Source organism: Paracoccus shanxieyensis (assembly GCF_009711265.1).
Lineage (GTDB): Bacteria > Pseudomonadota > Alphaproteobacteria > Rhodobacterales > Rhodobacteraceae > Paracoccus > Paracoccus shanxieyensis.
Window position 1 is genome coordinate 101,323 of record NZ_WMII01000010.1, and the last position, 26,681, is coordinate 128,003.

The 26,681-nt window shown below is 64.7% G+C and carries 25 protein-coding genes and 1 tRNA gene; 9 read left to right on the forward strand and 17 right to left on the reverse strand.

The window, feature by feature from the left end; translation table 11 throughout:
- Window positions 1–31: 31 nt before the first annotated feature.
- The gene (locus GL284_RS12050; RefSeq protein ID WP_155044877.1) at window positions 32–781 is read left to right on the forward strand and encodes an SDR family oxidoreductase; all 750 of its coding nucleotides are present in this window, start codon (window positions 32–34) and stop codon (window positions 779–781) included.
- 9 nt (window positions 782–790) lie between these two features.
- Here the strand turns inward: GL284_RS12050 and GL284_RS12055 are convergent, their stop codons facing one another.
- From GL284_RS12055 to lipB, 4 genes are all read right to left on the reverse strand, one after another.
- Window positions 791–1,276 carry a DUF2244 domain-containing protein gene (locus tag GL284_RS12055; RefSeq protein ID WP_155044878.1) on the reverse strand — a complete coding sequence of 162 codons (486 nt, stop codon included), beginning with the start codon at window positions 1,274–1,276 and terminating at the stop codon, window positions 791–793.
- A complete protein-coding gene (gene ctaD, locus GL284_RS12060; RefSeq protein WP_155044879.1) occupies window positions 1,276–2,952 on the reverse strand; it encodes a cytochrome c oxidase subunit I in 1,677 nt (558 codons plus the stop codon). Before ctaD ends, GL284_RS12055 begins: the two co-directional genes overlap by 1 nt.
- A 147-nt stretch (window positions 2,953–3,099) precedes the next feature.
- Window positions 3,100–3,576 carry a c-type cytochrome gene (locus GL284_RS12065; protein WP_155044880.1) on the reverse strand — a complete coding sequence of 159 codons (477 nt, stop codon included), beginning with the start codon at window positions 3,574–3,576 and terminating at the stop codon, window positions 3,100–3,102.
- 177 nt (window positions 3,577–3,753) lie between these two features.
- Entirely contained in the window at window positions 3,754–4,419 is a 666-nt protein-coding gene (gene lipB, locus GL284_RS12070) for a lipoyl(octanoyl) transferase LipB (RefSeq protein ID WP_255453259.1), read from the reverse strand.
- A 137-nt stretch (window positions 4,420–4,556) separates the two neighbouring features.
- Here lipB and metH point away from each other — a divergent pair, with 137 nt between their 5' ends.
- From metH to GL284_RS12105, 7 genes are all read left to right on the forward strand, one after another.
- Window positions 4,557–8,309 (forward strand): methionine synthase, encoded by a 3,753-nt coding sequence (gene metH, locus GL284_RS12075; RefSeq protein WP_155044882.1) that lies wholly within the window; start codon window positions 4,557–4,559, stop codon window positions 8,307–8,309.
- Between the two features lie 75 nt (window positions 8,310–8,384).
- Window positions 8,385–8,471: transfer RNA gene (locus tag GL284_RS12080), tRNA-Leu, on the forward strand.
- Between the two features lie 424 nt (window positions 8,472–8,895).
- A complete protein-coding gene (locus GL284_RS12085; RefSeq protein WP_155044883.1) occupies window positions 8,896–9,999 on the forward strand; it encodes an ABC transporter ATP-binding protein in 1,104 nt (367 codons plus the stop codon).
- Window positions 10,000–10,029: 30 nt separating this feature from the next.
- Window positions 10,030–11,112, forward strand: coding sequence for an ABC transporter substrate-binding protein (locus tag GL284_RS12090; RefSeq protein WP_155044884.1), 1,083 nt, complete (start codon window positions 10,030–10,032; stop codon window positions 11,110–11,112).
- Between the two features lie 103 nt (window positions 11,113–11,215).
- On the forward strand, window positions 11,216–12,298 hold the full coding sequence (locus GL284_RS12095; RefSeq protein ID WP_155044885.1) for an ABC transporter substrate-binding protein: 1,083 nt from the start codon (window positions 11,216–11,218) through the stop codon (window positions 12,296–12,298).
- Window positions 12,299–12,363: 65 nt separating this feature from the next.
- On the forward strand, window positions 12,364–13,665 hold the full coding sequence (locus tag GL284_RS12100; protein WP_155044886.1) for an ABC transporter permease: 1,302 nt from the start codon (window positions 12,364–12,366) through the stop codon (window positions 13,663–13,665).
- Window positions 13,666–13,670: 5 nt separating this feature from the next.
- Window positions 13,671–14,624, forward strand: a complete 954-nt coding sequence (locus GL284_RS12105) for an ABC transporter permease (RefSeq protein ID WP_155044887.1) — start codon at window positions 13,671–13,673, stop codon at window positions 14,622–14,624.
- A 109-nt stretch (window positions 14,625–14,733) separates the two neighbouring features.
- Here the strand turns inward: GL284_RS12105 and GL284_RS12110 are convergent, their stop codons facing one another.
- The 13 genes from GL284_RS12110 to GL284_RS12170 form a co-directional block, all read right to left on the reverse strand.
- Window positions 14,734–15,678, reverse strand: a complete 945-nt coding sequence (locus GL284_RS12110) for an AEC family transporter (protein WP_155044888.1) — start codon at window positions 15,676–15,678, stop codon at window positions 14,734–14,736.
- Window positions 15,675–16,475: an MBL fold metallo-hydrolase gene (locus GL284_RS12115; RefSeq protein ID WP_155044889.1), complete on the reverse strand. Its 801-nt coding sequence runs from the start codon at window positions 16,473–16,475 to the stop codon at window positions 15,675–15,677. The genes GL284_RS12110 and GL284_RS12115 overlap by 4 nt, the downstream gene beginning before the upstream one ends.
- On the reverse strand, window positions 16,472–17,269 hold the full coding sequence (locus GL284_RS12120) for a TatD family hydrolase (protein WP_155044890.1): 798 nt from the start codon (window positions 17,267–17,269) through the stop codon (window positions 16,472–16,474). The genes GL284_RS12115 and GL284_RS12120 overlap by 4 nt, the downstream gene beginning before the upstream one ends.
- A gap of 19 nt (window positions 17,270–17,288) precedes the next feature.
- On the reverse strand, window positions 17,289–18,371 hold the full coding sequence (locus GL284_RS12125) for a DNA polymerase III subunit delta' (RefSeq protein ID WP_155044891.1): 1,083 nt from the start codon (window positions 18,369–18,371) through the stop codon (window positions 17,289–17,291).
- Window positions 18,368–18,964: a dTMP kinase gene (gene tmk, locus GL284_RS12130; RefSeq protein WP_155044892.1), complete on the reverse strand. Its 597-nt coding sequence runs from the start codon at window positions 18,962–18,964 to the stop codon at window positions 18,368–18,370. The genes GL284_RS12125 and tmk overlap by 4 nt, the downstream gene beginning before the upstream one ends.
- A gap of 8 nt (window positions 18,965–18,972) precedes the next feature.
- A complete protein-coding gene (locus tag GL284_RS12135; protein WP_155044893.1) occupies window positions 18,973–20,121 on the reverse strand; it encodes a D-alanyl-D-alanine carboxypeptidase family protein in 1,149 nt (382 codons plus the stop codon).
- A gap of 117 nt (window positions 20,122–20,238) precedes the next feature.
- Window positions 20,239–20,937, reverse strand: coding sequence for a transcriptional repressor LexA (lexA, locus tag GL284_RS12140; protein ID WP_155044894.1), 699 nt, complete (start codon window positions 20,935–20,937; stop codon window positions 20,239–20,241).
- A 110-nt stretch (window positions 20,938–21,047) separates the two neighbouring features.
- Window positions 21,048–22,217, reverse strand: coding sequence for a molybdopterin molybdotransferase MoeA (locus GL284_RS12145; RefSeq protein WP_341870363.1), 1,170 nt, complete (start codon window positions 22,215–22,217; stop codon window positions 21,048–21,050).
- Complete coding sequence (gene moaC, locus GL284_RS12150; RefSeq protein ID WP_155044895.1) at window positions 22,214–22,681, reverse strand: cyclic pyranopterin monophosphate synthase MoaC; 468 nt, start codon at window positions 22,679–22,681, stop codon at window positions 22,214–22,216. Before moaC ends, GL284_RS12145 begins: the two co-directional genes overlap by 4 nt.
- Window positions 22,678–23,466 (reverse strand): indole-3-glycerol phosphate synthase TrpC, encoded by a 789-nt coding sequence (gene trpC, locus GL284_RS12155; RefSeq protein ID WP_155044896.1) that lies wholly within the window; start codon window positions 23,464–23,466, stop codon window positions 22,678–22,680. Before trpC ends, moaC begins: the two co-directional genes overlap by 4 nt.
- Before the next feature lie 9 nt (window positions 23,467–23,475).
- Window positions 23,476–24,123 (reverse strand): uracil-DNA glycosylase, encoded by a 648-nt coding sequence (locus GL284_RS12160; RefSeq protein ID WP_155044897.1) that lies wholly within the window; start codon window positions 24,121–24,123, stop codon window positions 23,476–23,478.
- On the reverse strand, window positions 24,123–25,154 hold the full coding sequence (gene trpD, locus GL284_RS12165; protein WP_155044898.1) for an anthranilate phosphoribosyltransferase: 1,032 nt from the start codon (window positions 25,152–25,154) through the stop codon (window positions 24,123–24,125). The genes GL284_RS12160 and trpD overlap by 1 nt, the downstream gene beginning before the upstream one ends.
- Complete coding sequence (locus GL284_RS12170) at window positions 25,151–25,741, reverse strand: anthranilate synthase component II (protein WP_155044899.1); 591 nt, start codon at window positions 25,739–25,741, stop codon at window positions 25,151–25,153. The genes trpD and GL284_RS12170 overlap by 4 nt, the downstream gene beginning before the upstream one ends.
- A gap of 121 nt (window positions 25,742–25,862) precedes the next feature.
- On the opposite strand from GL284_RS12170, the gene GL284_RS12175 reads away from it, so the two are divergent.
- Complete coding sequence (locus GL284_RS12175) at window positions 25,863–26,681, forward strand: hypothetical protein (protein ID WP_155044900.1); 819 nt, start codon at window positions 25,863–25,865, stop codon at window positions 26,679–26,681.

The following is a 26,681-nucleotide window of genomic DNA, read 5'->3' on the forward strand; positions in this document are numbered from 1 at the left end:
GCCGCATGGCAATGTGGAAGGGACGAAAGACATGACCATGCTGAAAGACCGGGTGGCGCTGATCGCCGGAGCATCCGCAGGGATCGGCCGCGCGATCGCCGAACTGTTCGCCGCCGAAGGCGCGGCGGTGGTGCTGATGGCCCGGCGTGCCGGACCCTTGGACGAGGTGGCACATGGCATCCGCGCGCGAGGTGGCAGGGCGGCGGTCGTGGTGGGTGATGCAACGCAGGCCGATCCGCACCTGCGCGCCGTGGCCTTGGCTTGCGATCAGTTTGGCGGGCTGGACATCGCCGTCAACAATGCCGGGCTGGTGGGGCCGGTGAAGCCTTTGGCGGATCTGGCACCCGAAGATTGGGATCAGGTGCTGGCAACCAATCTGACGGCGGGCTTTCTGGGCGTGCGCGCACAGATCCCGGCCATGCTGCGGCGCGGCTCGGGGGCGATCATCATGATCTCAAGCTTTGTGGGCAGCAGTGTCGGTCTGCCCGGAATGGCGGCCTATGGCGCGGCCAAGGCCGGGCTGAGCGGGCTGGTCAAGGGCATTGCCGCGGATTACGGGCATCTGGGGATCCGCGCCAATGCCCTGCTGCCGGGCGGGACTGACACGGCAATGGCGGGCGATCAGGCGCAGAAGGACTGGGCGGCGGGCCTGCATGCGATGAAGCGCATCGCCGCGCCTTCGGAAATCGCGACGGCGGCGCTGTTTCTGGCCAGCCCGATGGCCAGTTTCGTGACCGGGACGGCGCTTTATGCAGACGGAGGAAATGCGGCGGTGAAATAGCCCGCAGCCTCAGCGCAAAGCCAGCAGACGGCGCTGCAGATCATCATGCAGCGCGACCCGCTCCTCGGGCGATAAAAACGCGGCCAGCTCGATCTCGCGCTGGCCGTTTGTCAGGGTCAGATAGCTTTCGATGGGATGGTTGTGGTGCAGCGCGAGGCGCACCCAATACGGATCCGTGCGCCACACGCGATCCGCGCGGCCCGGATCGCTGCGGGTCAGGATCAGCGCCTGCCGGGACAGCTGCAACATCTCGGACGGGCCGCGATAGCTGCGGCGGATTGCAGCCCACAGCGCCCAGACCGCCAGCGCGGCAAAGGGCAGCACACCCCACAACGCCGCCGTGCCCAGGACCGCCAGCAAGGGCAGCGCCAGAAAACCCGCTGTCAGCCCGATGACCCAGACGAAGCCTTGCGTGGGCAGGGAGCGGTTTGGCCACAGATGCAAAACGGCCCCGGAGTCCTGCTCCGGGGCCGTGTCATGCCATGCGTAAGGCATCAATGCGCGTGGCTGCGGTCCCAGTCCTCGCGCTTGGGCAGTTGCTCGAACGTGTGCTCGGGCGGGGGCGAGGGCAGGGTCCATTCCAGCGTGTCGGCATGTTCGTTCCAGTAGTTCGGAACATTCACGCGCTGACCGCGGAACAGGGTGTAGAAGACGATGCCGATGAAGAACAGGAACGAGGCAAAGGACAGATAGGCCCCCAGCGACGAGATATTGTTCCAGAACGCGAATTCCACGGGATAGTCGATATAGCGGCGCGGCATCCCCTGACGGCCAAGGAAGTGCTGCGGGAAGAAGGTCAGGTTGGCGCCGATGAACATCATCCAGAAATGCAGCTTGCCCGCCCATTCCGGATATTGGCGGCCCGACATCTTGCCGATCCAGTAATAGACGCCCGCGAAGATGCCAAAGACCGCACCCAGCGACATCACATAGTGGAAATGCGCCACGACGTAATAGGTGTCATGATACACCCGGTCCAGCGGCGCCTGGCTCAGCACCACGCCTGTCACACCGCCGACGGTGAACAGGAACAGGAAGCCAAAGGCCCACAGCATCGGCGTCTTGAACTCGATCGAGCCGCCCCACATTGTCGCGATCCACGAAAACACCTTGATGCCCGTGGGCACGGCGATGGTCATGGTGGCCAGCATGAAATAGCTTTGCTGGGTCAGCGACATGCCGACCGTATACATGTGGTGCGCCCAGACGACGAAGCCCAGAATGCCGATGGCGGCCATGGCCAGCACCATCGGCAGATAGCCGAAGATCGGCTTCTTGGCGAAGGTCGAGATGACGTGGCTGATGATCCCGAAGCCGGGCAGGATGATGATATAGACCTCGGGGTGGCCAAAGAACCACAAGATGTGCTGATACAGGATCGGGTCGCCGCCGCCCGCCGGGTTGAAGAAATGCGTGCCGAAATTGCGGTCCATCAGCAGCATGGTGATGGCCCCGGCCAGCACCGGCAGCGACAGCAGGATCAGCCATGCGGTGATGAAGACCGACCACGCGAACAGCGGCACCTTGAACAGCGTCATGCCGGGCGCGCGCATGTTCAGGAAGGTGGTGATGATGTTGATCGCGCCCAGAATGGACGACGCGCCCGAAACGTGGACGGCAAAGATCGCCAGATCCATCGAATAGCCGCTTTCAGTCGTGGACAGCGGCGGATACAGCACCCAGCCCACGCCCGAGCCGGGCTGGTCGCTGCCCCCCGGCGCCAGCAGCGAGGCGATGCCAAGTGCGACACCGCAGACATACATCCAGTAGGACAGGTTGTTCAGACGCGGAAACGCCATGTCGGGCGCGCCCAGATGCAGCGGCATGAAATAGTTGCCGAAGCCGCCGAACAGCGCCGGAATGACGACGAAGAACATCATCAGCACGCCGTGATAGGTGATCATCACGTTCCACAGATGGCCGTTCGGCGTGCATTCCGCGCTGGCGTCCGCAATGAAACGTGCCCCCTCCAGACACATGTATTGCACGCCGGGATGCTGCAGCTCCATCCGCATATAGACCGTGAAGCTGACCGAGATCAGACCCACGATGCCCGCGGTGAACAGATACAGGATTCCGATGTCCTTGTGGTTTGTAGACATGAACCAGCGGGTAAAGAACCCGCGCGTGTCATGATGGTCCCCGTGGCCGTGAACGGCTGCGTCTGCCATGCTGAACTCCCTAAACATGCGGCTAGCCGGCCCGGGGGCCGACGGACTCGGATCAATTTCTAGAACACATTCCCGCGACCGGCAATCGCGGCGACCGGATCGGGCCCGGTCTTGCCGCAGGTTGTGGCCAAGCTGCGTCTGTGCGTCCTAGTTGGTCGCGGGTGCCGCCGGTTCCGCAGGGGTGGCGGCGTCTGCCGCAGGCGCGGCCCCTGCATCGGGCGAGTGCTGGGCCAGAAAGGCGATCACATCCGCCTGATTCTTGGCCAGCTTGAAGGTCATCTTGGTTTTAAGGGACTTGTCGCCGACCTTTTCCTCGACATAGCTGTTGGGGTCGGTGACGTAGCCCGCCAGATCCTCGGGGGTCCAGATCTCACCGGCCTCGCCCAGCTTGATCAGCGCGTCCGAGAACTTGAAGCCCTCGGCGGTTCCGGCCTTGCGACCGACGACGCCGTAAAGGTTCGGGCCGACCTTTCCCCCCTTGACCACATCGGTCCCGTCGGGCGACTGGATCATGTGGCAGGCCTTGCACTTGCGGAATTCCTTTTCGCCATTGGCGGCATCCTGCGCCACGGCGGGCAGCGCAAACATCGCCACGGCAACCGAGGCATAGATCGCGGTCTTCATCTTGGTTCCTCTTAGGTCGTTTTCCATGAAAAACGGATGGGACCTCTCCCTTCCCTGGGTTGACGGCTAGCATGGGTCAACCCGGCTGGATACGACCAAAAGGTCGCATGAGGCATAAGACAGACAGCACGATTTGTTGAAAATGCCCGAAATTCAGCCCGAAACTCAGCCCGAATTTCAGCCGGGAAGCGGCGGGAAATTTCTGGCGAAGGCCCGCATCAGCGCCACGTCCAGATCGGCCAGTTCGACCGGATGGCCCAGATCGACAAGGCTGGTGACGCCATGTTCGGCGATGCCGCAGGGCACGATCCCGTCGTAATGCCCCAGATCCGGTTCGACATTGACCGAGATGCCGTGAAAGCTGACCCAGCGGCGCAGCTTGACGCCGATGGCCGCGATCTTGTCTTCGCGCATGGACCCGTCCGGCAGCGCAGCCTTGTCGGGGCGCTGCACCCAGACGCCGACGCGGCCATCGCGGATCTGGCCGGTGACGTTGAATTCGGCCAGGGCGTCGATGACCCAGTTTTCCAGCGATTTGACAAAGGCGCGGATGTCGCGGCCCCGGCGGTTCAGGTCCAGCATGACATAGACCACCCGCTGCCCCGGCCCGTGATAGGTATATTGCCCGCCGCGCCCGCTTTCATGCACCGGAAAGCGCGGGCGCAGCAGATCGGCGGCCTGCGCGCTGGTGCCGGCGGTGTAAAGCGGCGGATGTTCGACCAGCCAGATCAGCTCATTCGCCTCGCCTGCGGCAATGGCTGCGGCGCGGGCCTCCATGAAGGCCACGGCCTTTTGATAGTCGGTCAGTCCGGGGGCGGTGATCCAGTCGGTCATGCCTGCCATTTGGCGGCAATTCGTCCGTGCCGCAAGGGGGGGCAGGCAGATCATGAATCTGGTGCATGATCATTGTGCGGATGTTGAATTTCACTAAAAGCGCTTCAACGCCTATATGAACGGCTCAACCCTGCCCGGAGTCCGCCATGACGCTGCCCAAATCGCCCGTCTTTGAAGCCATCGCGCAAGCCGCGCGCGACCGCATCCTGATCCTTGACGGCGCGATGGGCACGCAGATCCAGCAGCTTGGCCTGAACGAGGACGATTTTCGTGGCCATGGCGGCGGGTGCGGCTGCGGCTGCCATCCTCCGATACCGGGCGAGCATCCGCAGCAGGGCAACAACGATCTGCTGATCCTGACCCAGCCCGCCGCGATCGAAGAGATCCATTACCGCTATGCCAAGGCGGGCGCCGATATCGTCGAGACGAACACGTTTTCCTCGACCACCATCGCGCAGGCCGATTACGGGCTTGAGGCGGCGGTCTATGACCTGAACTTTCACGGCGCGCGGCTGGTGCGGCAGGCGCTGGACCGCGCCACCGCAGAAGACGGGCGCCCGCGCTGGGTGGCGGGCGCGTTGGGGCCGACCAACCGCACGGCCTCGATCAGCCCGGACGTGAACAATCCCGGCTATCGCGCGGTGACATTCGATGACCTGCGCGTGGCCTATGCCGAACAGATCCGCGGGCTGATTGATGGCGGGGCCGATCTGATCCTGATCGAGACGATTTTCGACACGCTGAACGCCAAGGCCGCGATCTTTGCCTGCGAAGAGGTGTTCGCGCGCAACAACCTGCGGCTGCCGGTGATGATCTCGGGCACGATCACCGACCTGTCGGGCCGCACGCTGTCGGGGCAAACGCCCACCGCGTTCTGGTATTCGGTCGCACATGCCCAGCCCGTGACCGTGGGCCTGAACTGCGCCCTGGGGGCCGAGGCGATGCGCCCGCATCTGGCCGAACTGTCGGTCGTCGCGGATACGCTGATCTGCGCCTATCCCAATGCGGGCCTGCCCAATGAGATGGGCCAATATGACGAATCGCCCGAGGACATGGCCGCGCAGGTGCTGGAATTTGCGCGCGAAGGTCTGGTGAACGTGGTCGGCGGCTGCTGCGGATCGACGCCCGACCATATCGCGGCCATCGCCCGCGCGGTCGAGGGGCTGCCGCCCCGCGCCATCCCCGAAATCGAACCGCGCCTGCGGCTTTCCGGGCTGGAGCCGTTCACCAAGACCGACGACATCCCCTTCATGAATGTGGGCGAGCGCACGAACGTCACCGGCTCGGCCAAGTTCCGCAAGCTGATCACCAATGCCGATTACACCGCGGCGCTGGATGTGGCCCGCGATCAGGTCGAAAACGGCGCGCAGATCATCGACGTGAACATGGATGAGGGTCTGATCGATTCCCGGCAGGCGATGATCGACTATCTGAACCTGATCGCGGCGGAACCCGACATCGCCCGCGTGCCGATCATGATCGACAGCTCGAAATGGGAGGTGATCGAGGCCGGGCTGAAATGCGTCCAGGGCAAGGCCATCGTGAACTCGATCAGCCTGAAAGAGGGCGAAGCGGCCTTCATCCACCATGCCGACCTGTGCCGCCGCTATGGCGCGGCGGTCGTCGTCATGGCCTTTGACGAGGTGGGGCAGGCCGACACCGAAAACCGCAAGGTCGAGATCTGCAGCCGCGCCTATGACATTCTGGTCAACCGCGTGGGCTTTCCGCCGCAGGACATCATCTTCGATCCCAACATCTTCGCCGTGGCGACCGGGATCGAGGAGCATGACAATTACGGCGTCGATTTCATCAACGCCACGCGCCGCATCATGCAGACCCTGCCGCATGTGCATATCTCGGGCGGGGTGTCGAACCTGTCCTTCAGCTTCCGCGGCAATGAACCCGTGCGCGAGGCGATGCATGCCGTGTTCCTGTATCACGCCATTCAGGCGGGCATGGACATGGGCATCGTCAATGCCGGGCAATTGGCGGTCTATGACCAGATCGACGCCGATCTGCGCGAAGCCTGCGAGGATGTGGTCCTGAACCGCACGCCTGCCAAAGGGGGCTCGGCCACCGAAAACATGCTGGACATTGCCGGGCGTTTCCACGGTCAGGGCGGGGCCAAGGCGCGCGAAAAGGATATGACATGGCGCACGTGGCCCGTCGACAAGCGGCTGGAACATGCGCTGGTCAACGGCATCACCGAATTCATCGACGAGGACACCGAAGAAGCCCGCCTGTCGGTCGAACGTCCGCTGCATGTCATCGAAGGCCCGCTGATGGCCGGGATGAACGTGGTGGGCGATCTGTTCGGCAGCGGCAAGATGTTCCTGCCTCAGGTGGTGAAATCGGCACGGGTGATGAAGCAGGCCGTGGCGCATCTGCTTCCTTACATGGAGGCCGAGAAGGCCGGGGGCGGCGCGTCCTCCAGCGCGGGCAAGGTGCTGATGGCGACGGTCAAGGGTGACGTGCATGACATCGGCAAGAACATCGTCGGCGTCGTTCTGGCCTGCAACAATTATGAGATCATCGATCTGGGCGTGATGGTCCCGACCAGTAAGATCCTTGAGGTCGCGAAGGCGGAAAACGTCGATATCATCGGCCTGTCGGGGCTGATCACCCCGTCCTTGGACGAGATGGTGCATGTCGCCAGCGAAATGGAGCGCGAAGGCTTCGATATTCCGCTGCTGATCGGCGGCGCGACGACAAGCCGGGTGCATACGGCGGTCAAGATCCATCCGAAATATGCCAAGGGTCAGACGGTCTATGTCACCGATGCCAGCCGCGCCGTGGGTGTGGTGGGCAACCTTCTGTCGGGACGAAAATCTGCCTATGTCGATGATATCCGTTCGGAATATCTGGACGTGGCCAATAAGCACGCCCGCGCCGAGGCGGAAAAGAAACGCCTGCCTCTGGCATCGGCGCGCGACAATGCGGTGCAGATCGACTGGACCGGATTTGACGCGAAGGCGCCGCAGTTTCTGGGTCCGCGCGTGATCGATGATTTCGATCTGGCGCAGATCGCGCGCTATATCGACTGGACGCCCTTCTTCCAGACATGGGAGCTGAAGGGGGTCTATCCGCGCATCCTTGAGGATGAGAAACAGGGCGAGGTGGCGCGCCAGCTTTTCGCCGACGCTCAGGCCATGCTGGCGCGGATCATCGACGAGAAATGGTTCAAGCCGCGCGCCGTCATCGGCTTCTGGCCCGCGAACCGCGACGGCGACGATATCCGCCTGTTTACCGACGAAACCCGCGACACGCCGCTGGCCACGCTGCACACGCTGCGTCAGCAGGTGGCCAAACGCGATGGCCGCCCGAATGTCGCCATGTCGGATTTCGTGGCCCCCAAGGGCCATCGCGATTACGTCGGCGGCTTCGTGGTGACGACAGGCGCCGAGGAACAGGGCATCGCCGACCGCTTCAAGGCCGCGCATGACGATTTCTCGGCCATTCTGGTGCAGGCGCTGGCCGACCGCTTTGCCGAAGCGCTGGCCGAAATGATGCATGAACGGGTCCGCAAGACCTATTGGGGCTATTCCGACGAGGATTTCGCCCCCGACGAGCTGATTGGCGAGCCTTATCCCGGCATCCGCCCCGCGCCCGGCTATCCGGCCCAGCCCGACCACACGGAAAAGGTGACGCTGTTCGATCTGCTGGATGCGACAGCGGCGACCGGGGTCGAACTGACCGAGTCCATGGCGATGTGGCCCGGTGCCTCGGTCTCGGGGCTGTATATCGGCCATCCGGATGCGTATTACTTTGGCGTGGCCAAGGTCGAACACGATCAGGTTCTGGACTATGCCGCGCGCAAGGGCATGACCGTCGCTCAGGCGGAACGCTGGCTGGCCCCGATCCTGAACTATATCCCGCAGGCCGCCGTCGCAGCCGAGTGAAAATCGCGTTTGGCGGGTGAAAATTCCCTTTTCATCCGCCACGCAAGCGTCTATGAGACCCGAGCCTACCAGGATGCGGCCGTGGCGGAATTGGTAGACGCGCAGCGTTGAGGTCGCTGTTCCTTAACCGGAGTGAAAGTTCGAGTCTTTTCGGCCGCACCAAACAGAACCCTGTAAGAACCGCAGGAAAAGCCGCAGGGCCTGGTCATCGACCGGGCCTTTTTGCTTTTCCGGCGTGCTGTGCCGGGACGGTTTTGCGACGCCTGAGGTGGATGAATGCGACGTTTGCGCAAGCGGTCTGGCCGGGCACTCAACCCCGTGGCCAAATGTCCAAGCATCTGCCAGTTTGCGGGGCGGGGCGGCTGACCCTGAACTTCAAGGCGTTGCATCAGGATTTTTTAGGTTTTTTGCCTGTTCCGCGCTGGGCGGCGGATCGCGGGTGAAACAAGCTCAGCGCGATTGCCCGAAATTCGTGCAGAAACGGCGTGGCTGATGAAAACTGCACATGTCAGTTGCAAAGCGCTGGAACCGCCGCATAGTTGGGTTTGCGGAAAACAACAAACCAGACAATCAGGGAGCCCCGCACTTGGCCAATGCAGCCGCAAACGACGCCTTCGTCGTCTTCGATCATGTGCAAAAAAGCTATGACGGTCAGAGCCTTGTCGTAAAGGATCTGAACCTTACCATTGGCAAGGGCGAGTTCTTGACCATGCTTGGGCCGTCTGGCTCGGGCAAGACGACTTGCCTGATGATGCTGGCCGGTTTTGAAACCGCCACGCATGGAGAGATTCGCCTGAACGGCAAGAACATCAACGATGTGCCGCCGCACAAGCGCGGCATCGGCATGGTGTTTCAGAACTACGCGCTGTTTCCCCATATGACCGTGGGCGAAAACCTGTCCTTCCCGCTGGAAGTCCGTGGCATGTCCAAGGATGAACGCGAAAGCCGCGTGACCCGCGCGCTGGACATGGTGCAGATGGGCCAGTTCAAGAACCGCCGCCCGGCGCAGCTTTCGGGCGGTCAGCAGCAGCGGATCGCGCTGGCCCGCGCCTTGGTCTTTGACCCGGAACTGGTACTGATGGATGAACCGCTGGGCGCGCTGGACAAGCAGCTTCGCGAACATATGCAGTTTGAAATCAAGGCGCTGCACGACCGTCTGGGCATCACCGTTGTCTATGTGACCCACGATCAGGGCGAGGCGCTGACTATGTCGGACCGCATCGCGGTGTTCAATGACGGGCGCATCCAGCAGCTTGCCCCGCCGCCGGTGCTGTATGAACAGCCCGAAAACAGCTTCGTCGCGGGCTTTATCGGCGAAAACAACGCGCTACGCGGCCAGATCGAGAAGCTGGAGGGCGAAAAGGCGCTGGTGCGTCTGGGCAATGGCGACCTGATCGACGCAACCGCGGTGAATATCCGCGAAGCGGGCAAGACCACGACCGTCTCGGTCCGCCCCGAGCGCGTCGAATTCAAGCCCGAGCTGATGCCCAAGGGCGCGCATACGATCGAGGCCGAGGTGCGCGATGTCGTCTATATGGGCGACATTCTGCGGGCGCGGCTGAAGGTTGCCGGGCAGGACGATTTTGTCATGAAATACCGCAACACGCTGGGCCAGACCAAGCTGAACCCGGGCCAGACCATCCGCATCGGCTGGCACCCGGAAGACGCGCGCGCGCTGGATCCGGTCTGATTTTCTATTTGGCAATAACAGGGAAATGATATGAAACGCACGCTTATCCTGACTTCGGCCCTGACGCTGGTTGCCGCGACCGCGCAGGCGCAGGACAAGGAAATGAACCTGCTCAGCTGGGGCGGCGCCTATGGCAACAGCCATGTTCAGGCCTATACCAAACCTTTCGAGGCCAAGACCGGCATCAAGGTTTCGGTCGCCGATGCCGACAACCCGGCCACGCCGCTGAAAGCGCAGGTCGAGGCGGGCAATGTCTCGGCTGATGTGGCGTCCGTGGAATATGCCGATGCCGTGCGTCTGTGCGATGAAGGCCTGCTTGAGGAAATCGACCCCTCGATCCTGCTGCCCGCCGCCGATGGCACCGCCGCGACCGACGATTTCATCGAAGGCGCGATCACCGATTGCTTCGTCGGCACCGATGTCTATTCGATGATCATCGCCTATGACGACGGCAAGTTCGCCGACGCCAAGCCCGCGACGCCCGCCGATTTCTTCGACACCGCGAAATTCCCCGGCAAGCGCACCATGCGCAAGGGCGCGAAGTTCAATCTGGAACTGGCGCTGATGGCCGATGGCGTGCCCGCGGCCGAGGTCTATCAGGTGCTGGGAACGCCCGAGGGTGTGGACCGTGCCTTTGCCAAGCTTGCGACCATCAAGAAGGACGTGATCTGGTGGGAAGCCGGCGCGCAGCCGCCGCAGCTTCTGGCCGATGGCGAGGTCAGCATGGCCTTTGCCTTCAATGGCCGGATCTTCGACGCCGCCCAGAAAGAGGGCAAGCCTTTCAAGATCCTGTGGGACGGCCAGATCTATGAGATGGAGGGCTGGGTGATGCCGAAAGGCGCGCCGCATCCCGAGGCCGCGAAGGAATTCATCGCCTTCTCGACCGCGCCGGAAAATCAGGCGCGTGCGGCTGAATTCATCAGCTATGGCCCGCCGCGCAAATCGGCAGCCGCGCTGGTCGGCAATATCGACGGCACCGATGTGCCGATGGGGCCGAACCTGCCGACCTATGCTGACAACATGACGGCCGCTCTGGCCTCGAACCTTGATTTCTGGGTCGATCACGACGCTGAGCTGAATGAGCGTTTCAACGCCTGGCTGGCTGCAAGCTGACCCAAGACGGCTGCGGCGGCAAAACCGCCGCAGTCCGCGCCGAACCTGGCGCCAAGAACCGTCGGCCAAAGCGCCGCAACCACCAACGGGAGTTTAGAAAGCCATGAAAAGAACAGTTCTTCTGACTTCGGCTCTTTGCGTGCTGGCCGTTTCGGCGCAGGCGCAGGACAAAGAGGTCAACGTCGTCTCATGGGGTGGAGCCTATGAGAAATCGCAGGTTGAGGCTTACAACAAGCCCTTCAACGAGGCGACCGGCATCAAGGTCAACATGATCGCCGCCGACAACCCGGCCACGCCGCTGAAAGCGCAGGTCGAGGCCAAGAATATCACCGGCGACGTGTTCGACATCGAAACATCGGACGCCATCCGCCTGTGCGACGAAGGCGCGCTGGTCGAAATCGACCCGGCAAGCCTGCCCGCCGCGCCCGATGGCACGGCTGCCGCCGACGACTTCATCCCCGGCGCGCTGCAGGATTGCGCGGTTGCGAACATCTTCTGGGGCACGGTCATCGCCTTCGATTCGACCAAGTTCCCGGATGGCAAGCCCAGCACGGCGGCGGATTTCTTCGACACCGCCAAATATCCCGGCAAGCGTGGCCTGCCCAAGAACCCCAAGCGCACGCTGTATCTGGCGCTGATCGCCGATGGCGTTCCGGCGGCTGATGTCTATGACGTGCTGGGCACGCCCGAAGGTGTCGACCGCGCCTTTGCCAAGCTGGACACCATCAAGAAGGACACGGTCTGGTGGGAAGCGGGCGCGCAGCCCGTGCAGCTGCTGGCCGATGGCGAAGTGGTGATGGCGACCGGCTATAACGGCCGCTTCTTCGACGCCATGGTGGCCGAGGGCAAACCCTTCGAGATCATCTGGGACGGGCAATACATGGACATGGACATGTTCGTCGTCGCCAAGGATTCGCCCAACCCCGAAGCCGCGATGGAATACCTGAAATTCGCCACCGCAACGCAGCAGTTGGCGGATCAGGCGAAATGGATCGCCTATGGCCCGGCCCGCAAAAGCTCGGCGGCGCTGGTGGGGATGTATCAGGACGGCAAGACCGAAATGGGTCCGCATATGCCGACCAATCCCGAACACATGACCACCGCCGTCATGGATGATCCGGAATTCTGGGCCGACCACCAGGCCGAGATGAGCGAGCGTTTCAACGCCTGGCTTGCCGCAAGCTAAGCCGTTTCGCCGTCCGGGGTCAGGCTCCGGGCGGCGTCCTGAACCGGATATCGTGAAAGACCAAGATGGCCAATGCGCTTGATCCCCACGCCGCCATCGCGACCGAGGCCGGTGGCCTTGATACGCGCGGCGGGCTGAAAACTGCGGATGGGCAGCCGCTGGCGCGCGCGCTGGCGAAAAGCTCGCGCCGGGCACGCCGCCGTGCCTTTTTGCTGGTGCTGCCGCTTTTGCTGTTCATCCTTCTGACCTTCGTGGTCCCGATCGGGCAGATGCTGCAACGCTCGGTCAAGAATGACGGCTTTTCGGCGAATATGCCGCAGCTTTCGGCGTGGTTTGCCGAACACCCGCGCGGCACCGATCCCGACGAAGCCGCATGGGCCGCGCTGGCCGCAGACCTGACCGCCAGCGCCGAGGCGCGCAGCATCGGCGTCGTCGGCACGCGCATCAACTATGACATGCCCGGCACGCGGTCGATGTTCACCTCGGCCGGCCGTCAAGCCCGGCGCGGGCTCGAGCCGCCCTATCGCGACGCCATCGTCGAGATGGACCAGAAATGGGCCGACCCCAAGCTTTGGTCGGTGATGCGCGAGGCATCGACGCCCTATACCGCCAATTTCTATCTGGCCGCGGTCGACCGCACCCGCGATGACAACGGCAATATCGTGCAGGCCCCGGAACAGCAGCGCGTCTATCTGATGCTGTTCATGCGCACGCTGTGGCTGTCGCTGGTCATCACCTTCACCACATTCCTGCTGGGCTTTCCCATCGCGCATCTGCTGGCCACGCTGCCCACGCGGCAGTCGAACCTGCTGATGATCCTTGTGCTGCTGCCCTTCTGGACCTCGCTTCTGGTCAGGACGACCGCGTGGATGGTGCTGCTGCAACAGCAGGGCGTGGTGAACGACATCCTTGTCTGGCTGGGCGTGATCGGAAACACGGGCCGGTTGCAGATGATCTTCAACCAGACCGGCACGATCATCGCGATGACACATATCCTGCTGCCCTTCATGATCCTGCCGCTGTATTCCGTCATGCGCACGATCAACCCGTCCTATGTCCGCGCGGCCCGCAGCCTTGGCGCGACAAGCTGGACCGCGTTCCGCCGCATCTATTTCCCGCAGACCCTGCCGGGGCTGGGGGCAGGGGCGCTGTTGGTCTTCATTCTGGCGGTGGGCTATTACATCACGCCCGCGTTGGTCGGCGGATCCTCGGGGCAGCTCATCTCGAACATGATTGCCATGCACATGACGCAGACGCTGAACTGGTCGATGGCGGCAGCGCTGGCGGCTATCCTTCTGGGCGGCGTGCTGATCCTCTACTGGGTCTATGATCGTCTGGTCGGCATCGACAACCTCAAGCTGGGATAAGCATCATGGCCCTTCCGACTTACGCATCCCCGCTGGAAAAGACCTGGTATTACACCCGGCTGGCGATCTGCGCGGCGATCTTCTTCTTCCTGATCGCGCCGATCGTGGTGGTCATCCCGCTGTCGTTCAACGCCGAGCCCTACTTCACCTTCACCGACAAGATGCTGTCCTTCGACCCGTCCGGCTATTCGATGCGGTGGTATGACAGCCTGCTGACCTTCGGCATGGTGAACCCGGACGCGCCGCGCGGGCTTAGCTGGTGGGCCGATGTCTGGCAGAACGCGAAATGGGTGCAGGCGGCGAAAAGCTCGGCCATCATCGGCTTCTTCTCGACCATTCTGGCAACGGTGCTGGGCACGCTGGCGGCACTGGGCCTGTCGCGCCCGGAAATGCCGTTCCGCCGCATCATCATGGCGGTGCTGATCTCGCCGATGATCGTGCCGATCATCATCACGGCGACGGGGATGTTCTTCTTCTACTCGAACCCGTGCGAGCCCTTGACCTGGATCGGCCTGAACCCGCAATGCGGCAGACTGGCCGGCACCTATCTGGGCGTGATCCTGGCCCATGCCACGCTGGGCATCCCCTTCGTGATCATCACGGTGACGGCCACGCTGATCGGCTTTGACCAGTCGCTGGCACGGGCGGCGGCCAGCCTTGGCGCCAACCCCCGCACCACCTTCTTCCGCATCATCATGCCGCTGATCCTGCCCGGCGTGATCTCGGGCGCACTGTTTGCCTTCGTCACCTCGTTCGACGAAGTGGTCGCGGTTCTGTTCATCGCGGGTCCCGATCAGCAAACCATTCCGCGCCAGATGTGGAACGGCATCCGCGAACAGATCTCTCCGGCCATTCTTGCGGTGGCAACGCTGCTGGTGATCTTCTCGATCGCCTTGCTGGCCACGGTCGAGATGCTGCGCCGCCGCTCGGAAAAGATGCGCGGCATCGCCCCGCACTGATCCACCGTCTGGGCGGGCAAATGAACAACGGCCGGGGGACGACCCCGGCCGTTTTTCTCTGTTCCCCAAATACTCCCGCCGGAGGCGGTCTTCCTGTCAGGGCAGCACCTCAGGGCAGCACGGCGATCCAGAACCAGATCGTCAGGATCGACAACCCGGTCGAGATCAGAACCGTCGTCGCCGCCACCCGCTTGGCGGAATTATAGATCGCCGCAAACAGATAGGCATTCACCCCCGGCGCCATGGCGGCGGTAATCACCGCTGAACGCATCGCGCCCGCAGGCAGCTGGAACAGCATCCCCAGCCCATAGGTGGTGACCGGATGCACCACCAGCGAACAGATGCAGCACAGGGCAATCGCCGTGCTGTCGCCCTCGGGACGATAACGGTAAAGCACGCCGCCCATGCCGAACAGCGCAGCCGGAAGCGCCGCCCGCGCCATCATGTCGGCCGCCGCCCAAAAACCCTGCGGCACCACCAGCCCGGCCTGCACCAGCAGGTTCACCACGGCCCCGGACAGAATGCCGATGATCAGCGGCGTATGCAGCACGCCCGACAGCGCCCGCATCGAGACCTGCCCGATGCTCAGGCTTTGCCCGCGCGACCGGGCGATCTCCATCATGGTGATCCCGAACGTATACAGCACCGGCGAATGGATGGCGATGATGGCGACGTTTCCGGCAATCGCCTCGGCACCATAGGCCCGTTCCATGATCGGAATACCCAGCAGCAGCGAGTTTGAAAACAGACAGCAGAACCCGATGGCCACCGCATCCTCGGCCGAGCGTTTCAGATAGAACCGCGCCACTGCCCAGCCGATGAAATAGCTCAGGAACGCGCCGGTATAAAACGCGATCCACATGCACAGATTGAAGTTCTCGGCCATGTCCAGTTTGGCCACATTGGTGAACAGCAGCACCGGCACCGCGAAATTCTGCGCAAAGCGCATCAGCCCGTCGACGCCCACCTCGGAAAACATCTTCCGCCATGCAACCAGATAGCCGAACCCGATGATCAGAAAGACCGGAAGGATGACATCGAAAAGCGTGGTCATGTCAGTTCAAGCACCAATCCGTCATATGCGGGAATTACGTTTTCGGGCGTCTCGGCCATGACGGCATCATGGTCCAGATCGATATGCATGTTCGTCACCACGCCGCGCGGGCAGCCTGACCGTGCAATCCATTCCAGCGCCAGCGGCAGATGCGCGTGGCTGGAATGCGGGCGGCGGCGCAGGGCGTCGCAGACAAAGACCTCGCAGCCCATGATGACGGGCCATGCCGCCTCGGGGATGGCTTTGACATCGGGCAGATAGACCAGACCGCCGCCCGCTGCGGCAATGCGGAAGCCAAGCGCGGGAATATCGCCATGACTGACCTGAAACGGCGTCAGATCCACCGGCCCGCCAGCGCCGTCGATGCGGATCTGGCCGGTGATCGGCACCATCCGGCAGATCGGCGGATAGGACGATCCCACCGGCGTTTCAAAGACATAACCAAAGCGGCGCAGCAAGGCCTCGGCGGTCGGCGCATCGGCATGGGTGTCGATCATGCCGCCCGAATTGAAGACGATCTGGCGCAGATCGTCGATGCCGTGGATATGGTCGGCATGCGCATGGGTATAGACGACGCCATCCAGCGCGCCGACGCCCGCATCCAGAAGCTGCGGCACCATGTCGGGGCCGGTGTCGATCAGCACGCGCGTCGTGCCGTTTGGCCCCGCGCGCTCGATCAGCAGCGAACAGCGGCGGCGACGGTTGCGCGGATTTTCCGGGTCGCATTCGCCCCACAGATTTCCAAGACGCGGCACGCCCCCCGACGACCCGCAGCCAAGGATCACCGCGCGGATCATCTGGCGGCCTTGTGAAACAGCCGGTCGAAATTCGCGGTGGTCTGGGCGCGGAATTCGGCCTCGGACAGGCCAAGCGCCTCGGCGCCGATCCGGGCGGTATGGGCCACGAAGGACGGCTCATTGCGCTTGCCGCGATGGGGCGGGGGGGCCAGATAGGGCGCGTCGGTTTCGACCAGAATGCGGTCGCGCGGCGCGGCGGCAAAGATCTCGCGGATCTCGGTCGAGCGCGGGAAGGCGGCAATGCCTGACATCGACAGATAAAAGCCCAGATCCAGCGCCACCCGCGCCAGTTCCGGGCCGCTGGTATAGCAATGCATGACGCATGAAAACGCGCCGATGCGGTGTTCCTCGGTCAGGATGCGGGCCATATCCTCATCCGCGTCGCGCGAATGGATGATCAGCGGCAGGCCGGTGCGGCGCGCGGCCTCGATATGGGTGCGCAGGCTTTCGGCCTGAACCGCAGCGCTGTCGGCGGTATAGTGATAATCCAGCCCGGTCTCGCCGATGCCCACGAATTTCGGATGCCGGGCCAGCAGCACCAGTTCCTCGACCGAAATCAGCGGCTCTTCGGCGGCATACATCGGGTGAATGCCTGCGGCGTAAAACAGCCCCTCATGCGCCTCGGCCAAGGCGCGCACGGCGGGTTCCTTGTGCATCCGCGTGCAGATCGTGACCATGCGCCCGACGCCCACGGCATTGGCACGCGCGATCAGTTCGGGCTGCTCTCCGTCGAAATCGGGAAAATCCAGATGACAATGGCTGTCGACAAGTTCGGGCAGGGCAGGGTCTGACATCGGGATTCCTTGGCCCGCCTTAGCGGGCGGGCTGGTTCGCAAGCCCGATCAGCATATCCATCACCAGCGCGGAAGGGTCAAGGTTGACCGCCCGGCCCGCGCGCGCCCGTGCCGAAAGTTCCGCCTGTGCCGTGGCCCAAAGCCGCGCTGCCTGCGGATCGGGCGAAATGCGGGTCAGCACCTCGGCCTCGGACGCGGCGGCTTCCGGGAAGGGCGCGCCCAGCAGCCCGGTCCGCGCGGCGCGGGTCAGGAAACGGTCCAGCAGCGTCACCATCAGATCGAACGGGTCGCCATCGGCGGTGGCGCGCCCCGCTGCGGTTTCGGCAAGGCCCGCAGCAGCCCGCCGGTCAAGGCGGGGATAGTCCGCGAACAGCTGAACGATGCGCCGATACAGCGGCAGACCATCCTGCGCCGCCAGCCGCACCGCCTCGCCGACCGAGCCGCCCGCCAAGGCCGACAATTGCTGCGCATCGCCATCGATGCCCAGATCCGACAGGATCTGCGCCATGTCGTCGGCAGGCAGCGGTTGCAGCCGCAATTCGCGGCAGCGCGAGCGGATGGTCGGCAAAAGCCGTCCCGGCTGATGCGCGATCAGGATCAGCGTCGCGTCGCGCGGCGGCTCTTCAAGCTGTTTCAGCAGGGCATTGGCGGCGGCGGTGTTCATCTCATCCGCCGCATCGATAATGGCGACGCGGCGACCGCCCTCGGCCGCGCTCATGTGAAAGAAGGATTGCAGGCGGCGGATTTCATCGACGGTGATTTCCGTCCTGATCCGCCCGGTCTTTTCGTCCACGGGTTTGCGGATCAGTTGCAATCTGGGTTCGGACAGCGCCCGGATGCGGCGCACCACCGGCGCATCGGGATCGGTCTGCAGGCTGTCGGTGTCGCCCTCGGACAGCAGCCATTTCGCCATCGCCCATGCCAGCGTGGCCTTGCCCGTGCCGCGCGGGCCGGTCAGCAGCCAGCCGTGATGCAGCCGCCCGACTTGTGCGGCGGACAGGAAATCCTGAACCGCGTGATTCTGGCCCAGAACGCGGTCCGCATCGCGCGGATGCGGCGCGCCGGGCAGGCGATCGGGTTCGGGCAGGGTGTCATCACTCATAGCGCGGCAAGGACGCGCGCGGCGACCTGATCCTGCGAGCCGCGCCCGTCGATGACGCGGATACGGTCCGGCTGTTCGGCGGCCAGTGCCAGAAACCCCGCCCTGAGCTGTTGTTGAAAAGTCAGGCCCAGGCTTTCAAAGCGGTCTTCGGCCCCGCCGCGCGCCTGTCCGCGCGCCAGTGAGACATCCGGTTCGATGTCGATCAGGAAGGTGCGGTCCGGCTCGATCCCGATCATCAGATCGTGCAGGGCCTCGACCAGACGGCGGTTTTCGGCCCGCACGAGGCCCTGATAGACGCGGCTGGAGTCGGCGAAACGGTCGGTGATGACATGTTCCCCCCGTGCCAAGGCGGGCGAGATCAGCCGTTCGACATGGTCGCGGCGGGCGGCGGTGAACAGCAAAAGCTCGGTCTCGGGCGACCAGCGTTCGCCCTGACCTTCGACCAGCAGGCGGCGGATTTCTTCGGCGCCAGGACTGCCACCGGGTTCGCGGGTCAGCGCGACGGATTTGCCTTGGGCACGCAACGTATCGGCCAGCCTGCGGGCTTGGGTCGATTTGCCCGAGCCGTCTATGCCCTCAAAGCTGATGAACATCGGCGCGGTCAGTTGGTGGCGGCCTGAACCGCGCGTTCGCCCAGGCGCATTGCGGCGTTTTGCAGCCGTCCCACGACGCCCGCACGCGCCACGTCATCGGCGGCCAGCAGGGGCAAGCGCGACTGGCCGGCCCCCGGAATATTGACCACCAATTCACCGATATGATCGCCCTTGCTGATCGGTGCTTCGACAGGGCCGTTGAAGACCGCCTCGGCGGTGACGCCCGCTTGCGCGCCTGCGGGCAGCAGCACCTTGACGCCGTCTTCGGTGGTCAGGCCGACGCGGCTGCGATCGCCCAGCCAGACCGGCGCTTGCGCCACGATGTCGCCCTTGGGCACGATGGTGCGCATGGTGAACTGGCGATAGGCCCAGTTGACGATCCGCTCGGCCTCTTCGGCGCGGGCCTTTTCGCTGGGCAGGCCGGTGATGACGAACACCACACGACGATCCCCCTGCATGGCTGACCCGACCAGCCCGTAGCCCGCTTCCTGCGTGTGCCCGGTCTTCAGCCCGTCCGCGCCGATCCCCAGACCAAGTAGCGGGTTGCGGTTGTTCGCATTCGAGGGCACGCGGTTCTTGTAGTTGTAATCCGTCAGCGCGAAATTCTTGTAAAGCTCGGGGAACTGCGTGATCAGGCGCGTCGCCAGAATGCCCAGATCATGCATCGACATCCGGTGATCGGGATGCGGCCAGCCCGAGGAATTCGCGAAATGCGACGCGTCCATGCCGATTTGCGGCGCGCGTTCGGTCATCAGCCGGGCGAAGGCCTCTTCGGTGCCTGCCAGGCCTTCGGCAACCACCACGCAGGCGTCATTGCCGGAATTGATGATGATGCCGTGGATCAGTTCCTCGACCGAGGGCCGGTCCGCGGGTTCCACGAACATCTTGGAGCCGCCCATCTTCCACGCCTTGGTCGAGACGGGGAAGGTCGTGTCCATGGTCACGCGTCCGTCATGCAGCGCCTCGAACAGCATGTTCAGCGTCATCAGCTTTGACATGGAGGCTGGGGGCAGCGGCTGGTCGGAATTCTTCTCCATCAGCACGGTGCCGGTCGAGACATCATAGACCCAGGCGGCACTGGCATTTGTCTCGAACGCGCGCGCGGGCAGCGCGGCAAGCATGAGCAGGGCGAGGATGCGAAGCGTCAGGGCGCGCATGGGTATTCCTTGACAGGCTGATTTGCGCCTATGGATATCGCAGACGGCAAAAAGCCGCAACGCCGCTTGGGTGATCGACCGCGAATGTGAACGCCCGAAAGTTGCGGGCGTGACATTTCAGTAGCTGCGGATCAGCCCGACAAGACGGCCTTGAACGCGCACCTTGTCCTCGGGCAGGACGCGGGTTTCGTAGGCGGGGTTCGCCGCCTCCAGCGCGATCATGCCGCCCTTGCGGCGAAAGCGTTTCAGCGTGGCTTCCGAGCCTTCGACCAAGGCCACCACGATATCGCCGTTTTCGGCGGTGTCCTGTTCGCGGATCACCACGACATCGCCATCGTTGATCCCCGCTTCGATCATGGAATCGCCCCGCACCTCCAGCGCGTAATGGCGTTCCTGACCCGACAGCATCGAGCCCGGCACGGCGATGTGATGCGAAACCTCCGAGATCGCTTCGATCGGGACGCCTGCGGCGATGCGCCCCATCACCGGCAGATCGACGGCCGAGACCGAAATTTCCATCGCGCCGCGCGGCATGGGGGCAGGGCGGTCGGGCAGGCTGCCGTCGATCACCCGTGGCTGAAAGCCGGTTCCCTTGCTGAGGCTGTCGGGCAGGCGCACGATTTCCAGCGCACGCGCGCGGTGCGGCAGGCGGCGGATAAAGCCGCGTTCTTCCAAAGCTGTCACGAGACGGTGAATTCCCGATTTCGAGCGCAGGTCCAGCGCCAGTTTCATTTCATCGAACGAGGGCGGAACCCCGTCCCGAGCCATACGCGCCTGAATGAATTCCAGCAGTTGGATTTGCTTTTTCGTCAGCATCGTTGGTCCCTGCTTCGCCGCGTCAGCCATCATGTTCCTTGAATGTTCCGGATTGGTCAACCCTTTCCGTCGATCTTTATGCCGATTCGGGTAAAGAACGGGTTAACCGACTAAAGCGGCAGGAACAAAACCCGGTCGCCCGCGGGGCGGGCAGCATCATGCGCGGGGCGGACCAGCAGGGCGTCGGCCTCGGCCAGCAGCCAGAGGCGGGCGCTGTCCTGATCGCCAAACGGGTCGATCCGAGGCTGTTCGCCGGGCAGAAGCCGGGCGCGCTGATAGTGCTGACGGTCGCCCTCGGGGGGCAGGTCGCGGGCCAGAATGCCCTGTTGCAGATCAGGACCGGGCGGCAGACCCTGCATCGCGCGCAGCAGCGGCTGCATGAACAGTTTCGCGCAAACGATGGCCGAGACCGGGTTGCCCGGCAGACCCAGCATCGCGGCCTTGCCCATCCGCCCGGCCATCAGCGGCTTGCCCGGACGCATGGCCAGCTTATAGAAACTGCGCTGCATCCCCAGATCCGCCGAGACCTTGCCGATCAGGTCGTGATCGCCGACCGAGGCGCCGCCGATCGTCACGATCAGGTCGCAGCCTTCGGCTTGGGCAAAGCGGTCGCGCAGGCTGTCTTCGGTATCGCGCGCCAAGGGCAGGACCGTGACATCGGCCCCTGCCTCGCGCGCCAGCGCGGCGATGGCGATGTCGTTCGAACTGATGATCTGGCCCGCAGCGGGCGTTTCGCCGGGCAGCACAAGTTCGTCCCCGCCCGCCAGAACCGCCACACGCGGACGCCGCGCCACGCGCAAACGCGCCACGTTCATCGCCGCGATCAGACCCAGATCCGAGGCGCGCAGCGGACGCGGCGGCAAAAACGGCGTGCCTTCGGAAAAATCATTTCCCATCAGGCGGATGTTCAGATTGTGGCCGGCATCGGCGACAGTGATATGGTCGCCCTCGCGCGTGACGATTTCCTGCATCACCACCCGGTCATAGCCCGCAGGGACCGGCGCGCCGGTAAAGATGCGGATGGCCGATCCGGGGGGCGTGTCGCCCGGGTAGGGCACACCCGCCGCCGCCGTGCCGATCACGGTCAGCGGGCCGGGCAGATCGGCGCTGCGCAGCGCATAGCCGTCCATGGCCGAGGCATCGAAAGGCGGTTGCGTCAGTCCGGCAATCGCGGGCGCGATCAGCGCACGGCCAAGCGCGTCCTGCACCGCCACATCCTCGGGCGATGGCGGGTGGGCCAGTGCCAGAACCAGATCGCGGGCTTCATCGACGCTGATCACGCGCGAAACTCGCCGGATTTGCCGCCGGTCTTGGACAGCAGGCGGATGCCTTCGATCCGCATGTCCTTTTGCGCGGCCTTCAGCATGTCATAGACCGTCAGGCAGGCGGTCGATACGGCCGTCAGCGCTTCCATTTCCACGCCGGTCTTGCCGGTGGTCCTGACCGTCGCCGTGACGCGGATGCCGGGCAGGGCCGGATCGGCCACCAGATCGACCGAGACCTTGGCAATCGGCAGCGGATGACACAGCGGGATCAGATCGGCGGTGCGCTTGGCGCCCATGATCCCGGCCAGACGTGCGACGCCCATGACATCGCCCTTGGCTGCCCCGCCCTGTGCCAGCGCCAAGGTCGCGGGGGCCATGATGACGCAGCCCTCGGCCACGGCTTCGCGCGCCGTGTCGGGCTTGTCCGAGACATCGACCATATGTGCCTGACCGGCGGCGTCGAAATGCGTCAGGCTCATGCGGCGCCCAGCATCTGGCGGGTGGCGGCGGTCACGTCGGACTGCCGCATCAGGCTTTCGCCGATCAGGAAGCGCCGCGCGCCGGCCTTGGCCATACGGTCCAGATCGGCGGGGGTGAACAGCCCGCTTTCGCAGACCAGATCGCGGTCGGCGGGAACGTGCGGCGCAAGATCGACGGTGTTTTGCAGCGTGATATCAAAGGTCTTGAGGTTGCGGTTGTTCACGCCGATCAGCGGCGATGTCAGCCGCAGGGCGCGGTCCAGCTCGTCGCGGTCATGCACCTCGATCAGCGCGTCCATGCCCCAATGCCGGGCTGCGTCCTCCAGTTCGGCCGCCAGCGCGTCATCGACCGAGGCCATGATGATCAGGATGCAATCGGCGCCCCATGCGCGCGCTTCGGCCACCTGATAGGTGTCATACATGAAATCCTTGCGCAGCGCCGGCAGGTCGCAGGCGGCGCGGGCGGCGGTCAGAAATTCGGGCGCGCCCTGAAAGCTGGGGGCGTCGGTCAGGACCGACAGGCAGGCCGCACCCCCGGCCTGATAGGCGCGGGCCAAGGCGGGCGGATCGAAATCGGGCCGGATCAGACCTTTCGAGGGGCTGGCCTTCTTGATCTCGGCGATCAGCGCATGGCCGGTCGCGGCTTTTTCGGTCAGGGCGCGGGCAAAGCCGCGCGGCGCTTCGGCGGCGCGGGCCTCTGCCTCGATCTGCGACAGGGGGCGCGCGGCCTTCGCGGCGGCGATTTCTTCCAGCTTGTAGGCTTTGATGCGGTCCAGAATATCCATGCCTTGTCCTTACCCTTTGCCCGCCGTCCAATCAATCTCGGCCTCGCCCCGCGCGGTCAGCCAGTCATTCACTCGGCTGAACGGGCGCGAGCCAAAAAAGCCCCGCCGCGCCGACAGGGGCGAGGGATGGGCGCTTTCGATCACCAGATCGCAGTCGCGCGGCAGTCCGGCCAGTGCCTTCTGCGCATGGCCGCCCCATAGGATGAAGGCCAGCGGGCGTTGCGCCTGCGCCCGCGCCACGGCCTGCCGCGCCAGACGGTCCCAGCCCCATTTCGCATGCACCCCCGCCTGACCCGGCAGCACCGAAAGCGAGGTGTTCAGCAGCAAGACCCCCTGCCGCGCCCAATGCGCCAGATCGCCATTCGGCGGCGCGGCCCCCAGATCGTCCCGCATCTCGGCATAGATGTTTTTCAACGAGCGCGGCAGCGCGGTGTCCGGCGTCACCGAAAACGCCAGCCCGTTCGCATGGCCCGGCGTCGGATAGGGATCCTGTCCCAGCAGCACGACGCGCGCGGCATCCGGCGGCGTCAGCGCCAAGGCTGCAAAGACGCGATCCGCGCCGGGCAGCCAGTCCTGATCCGCCAGACGCGCCGCGATCTTTGGCCAGTCGTCATGGAAAAACGCCAGATCGGCCCATGCCTGCGGGACCGTTGCCATCACGGCTGCGGTTCGGGCGCGCCGACCTGTGCGGCCAGCGCCGCCAGCCGCGCCTTGGCGGCACCGCTGTCGATGGCCTCGGCGGCGATTTCCGCACCAGAGCGCAGGTCCGGGGCCTTGCCCGCGATCAGCAGGGCCGCGGCGGCGTTCAGCAGCACCGCATCGCGGTAAGCCCCGGTCTCGCCGTCCAGCAAGCGGCGCAGCGCGGCGGCATTCTGCGCGGGATCGCCGCCCAGCACCGCCTCGAACGGATGCACGGCCAGACCCGCATCTTCGGGCGAGATCTCGAATTCGGTGATCTGGCCGTCTTTCAGCTGCGCGACCCAGCTTGGCGCGGCGATGGAAATTTCGTCCGTGCCGTCGCCGCCATGCACCAGCCACGCCATGTCGCTGCCCAGTTCGCGCAGGGTTTCGGCCATGGGGCGGTTCCACACGCGGTCGAACGTCCCGGTCAACTGACGCCGGACCGAAGCGGGGTTCGTCATCGGCCCCAGCAGGTTGAAGATCGTGCGCGTGCCAAGCTCGGTCCGGGCCGGGCCGACATGGCGCATCGCGGGATGGTGCATCGGAGCCATCATGAAGCAGATGCCGGTTTCGGCCAAGGCGCGCTCGGCCACGTTGGGCGGGGTCATGACATTCAGACCCAGATGCGTCATGGCATCCGCGCTGCCCGATTTCGACGACAGGTTGCGGTTGCCATGCTTGGCCACCGGCACACCCGCGCCCGCCACCACGAAGGCCGTCGCGGTCGAGATGTTCAGCGTGCCCTTGCCGTCGCCGCCGGTGCCCACGATATCCATCGCCCCGTCCGGGGCCTTGATGCGGTTCATCCGGGCGCGCATGGCGCGGGTGGCTGCGGCCATTTCCTCGACCGTTTCGCCGCGCACGCGCATCGCCATCAGCAGGCCGCCGATCTGGGCAGGGGTCGCCGCGCCCTCGAACAGCGCGCCGAAGGCGGCCTCGGCCTCGGTGCCGGTCAGCGGACGCGCGGCGGCAATGCCGATCAGCGGGCGGATATCCGACAGGCTCATGCCGCGGCATCCAGATTGGAACAGCGGCGCAGGAAATTGCGGATCATGTCATGGCCATGTTCCGAGGCGATGCTTTCTGGGTGGAACTGCACGCCCTCGATCGGCAGGGTTCGGTGCATGATGCCCATGATCGTGCCGTCCGGGCTGGTCGCGGTGACGCGCAGGCAGTCGGGCAGGCTTTCAGGTTCGATGGTCAGCGAATGATAGCGCGTGGCCGTCAGCGGCGAGGGCAGGCCGGAAAACACCCCGGTGCCGTCATGGCTGATCGCGTCGGTCTTGCCATGCACGATGCGCGAGGCCCGCACGACCTTGCCGCCGAACGCCTCGCCGATGGCCTGATGGCCAAGGCAGACACCGAATAGCGGCAGCGCGCGTTCGGCCGCCGCCTTGATCAGCGGCACGATGATGCCCGCCTGCGCCGGATCGCAGGGGCCGGGCGACACCAGAATGCCCTGCGCGCCCATGGCCAATGCCTCATCCACGGTCAGGGCGTCGTTGCGGCGCACGACGACCTCGGCCCCGGCCTCACCCATGTAGTGAACCAGGTTCCATGTGAAGCTGTCGTAATTGTCGATAAGCAGGATCATGGTGCGCGCTTTCGGCCTTGGGCCTTGCATTTGGGGCGAAGCCCGGAAAATCTGCCGCTATAGATGTGATAAAGCGCCGCCAAGGGTCAAGCCCAAGGGGCAAAAAACAGGGCGGGGATCTATGGCACGGGGATTTGCGGCGGGGCTGGTTCAGGGCGCGCTGGTCTGTGGGGCGGCGCTGGCCGCGCTGTCGCTGGCCTTGCCACAACCACCGCGCGCGCCGGCGCAGATCGCGGCGCTGCCGGATGTGGCCGCGCCTGCCGCATCCGTCGACGCGACCCCGGCAGCGCCCGAACCCGCGCAAGCGCCAGCGACCGAGACGCCCGCCGCCCCCGAGGTGCCCGCTGCGTCCGAGACGCCCGCGCCCGACACGCCGGCACCCGCGCCGCAAGTCGCCGCGATAGCCGAGCCTGCGGCACCCGAACCCGTCGCCGACACGCCGCTTGCCGATGCCCCCGTGATCGACACCCCCACGCCCCCGGAAAACTCGGAATTCGCCCGCGCCGCGGATGATCTGCAACCCGTCGCGCCGCAGCCCTTGTCTGACACGCCGATCGTCGCGGCCGCGCCTGCGATCGATCTGCCGGGGGATGAGGCCGCGCCTGCGCCCGCCGATCCGACCGCGCAGCCCGTGGTGCGGGCCGATGCGCCTGCCGCCCCCGTCATGACCCCGCCCGCCCCGGAAAGCCTTGAGCTGCCTCAGGCCGCAGCCGAAACACCGATGCCCGTTGCCCCGCCCGGCCGCGTTCTGACGCCGGGGGTGGACGCGCCGCCGCAGCAACTGGCGCAGGCCCCGCTGGCAGCCGCCACGCCGCTGCTGGTGCAGGACGCTGACCGGCTGGTCCGTCCTGCCGTGGCGGCCTTGCCCGCAGCCCAAGGCGCGGGGTTCGATCTGTCCACGCCGCCCGATCTGTCCACCCTGACCGAAAGCCCGCAATAA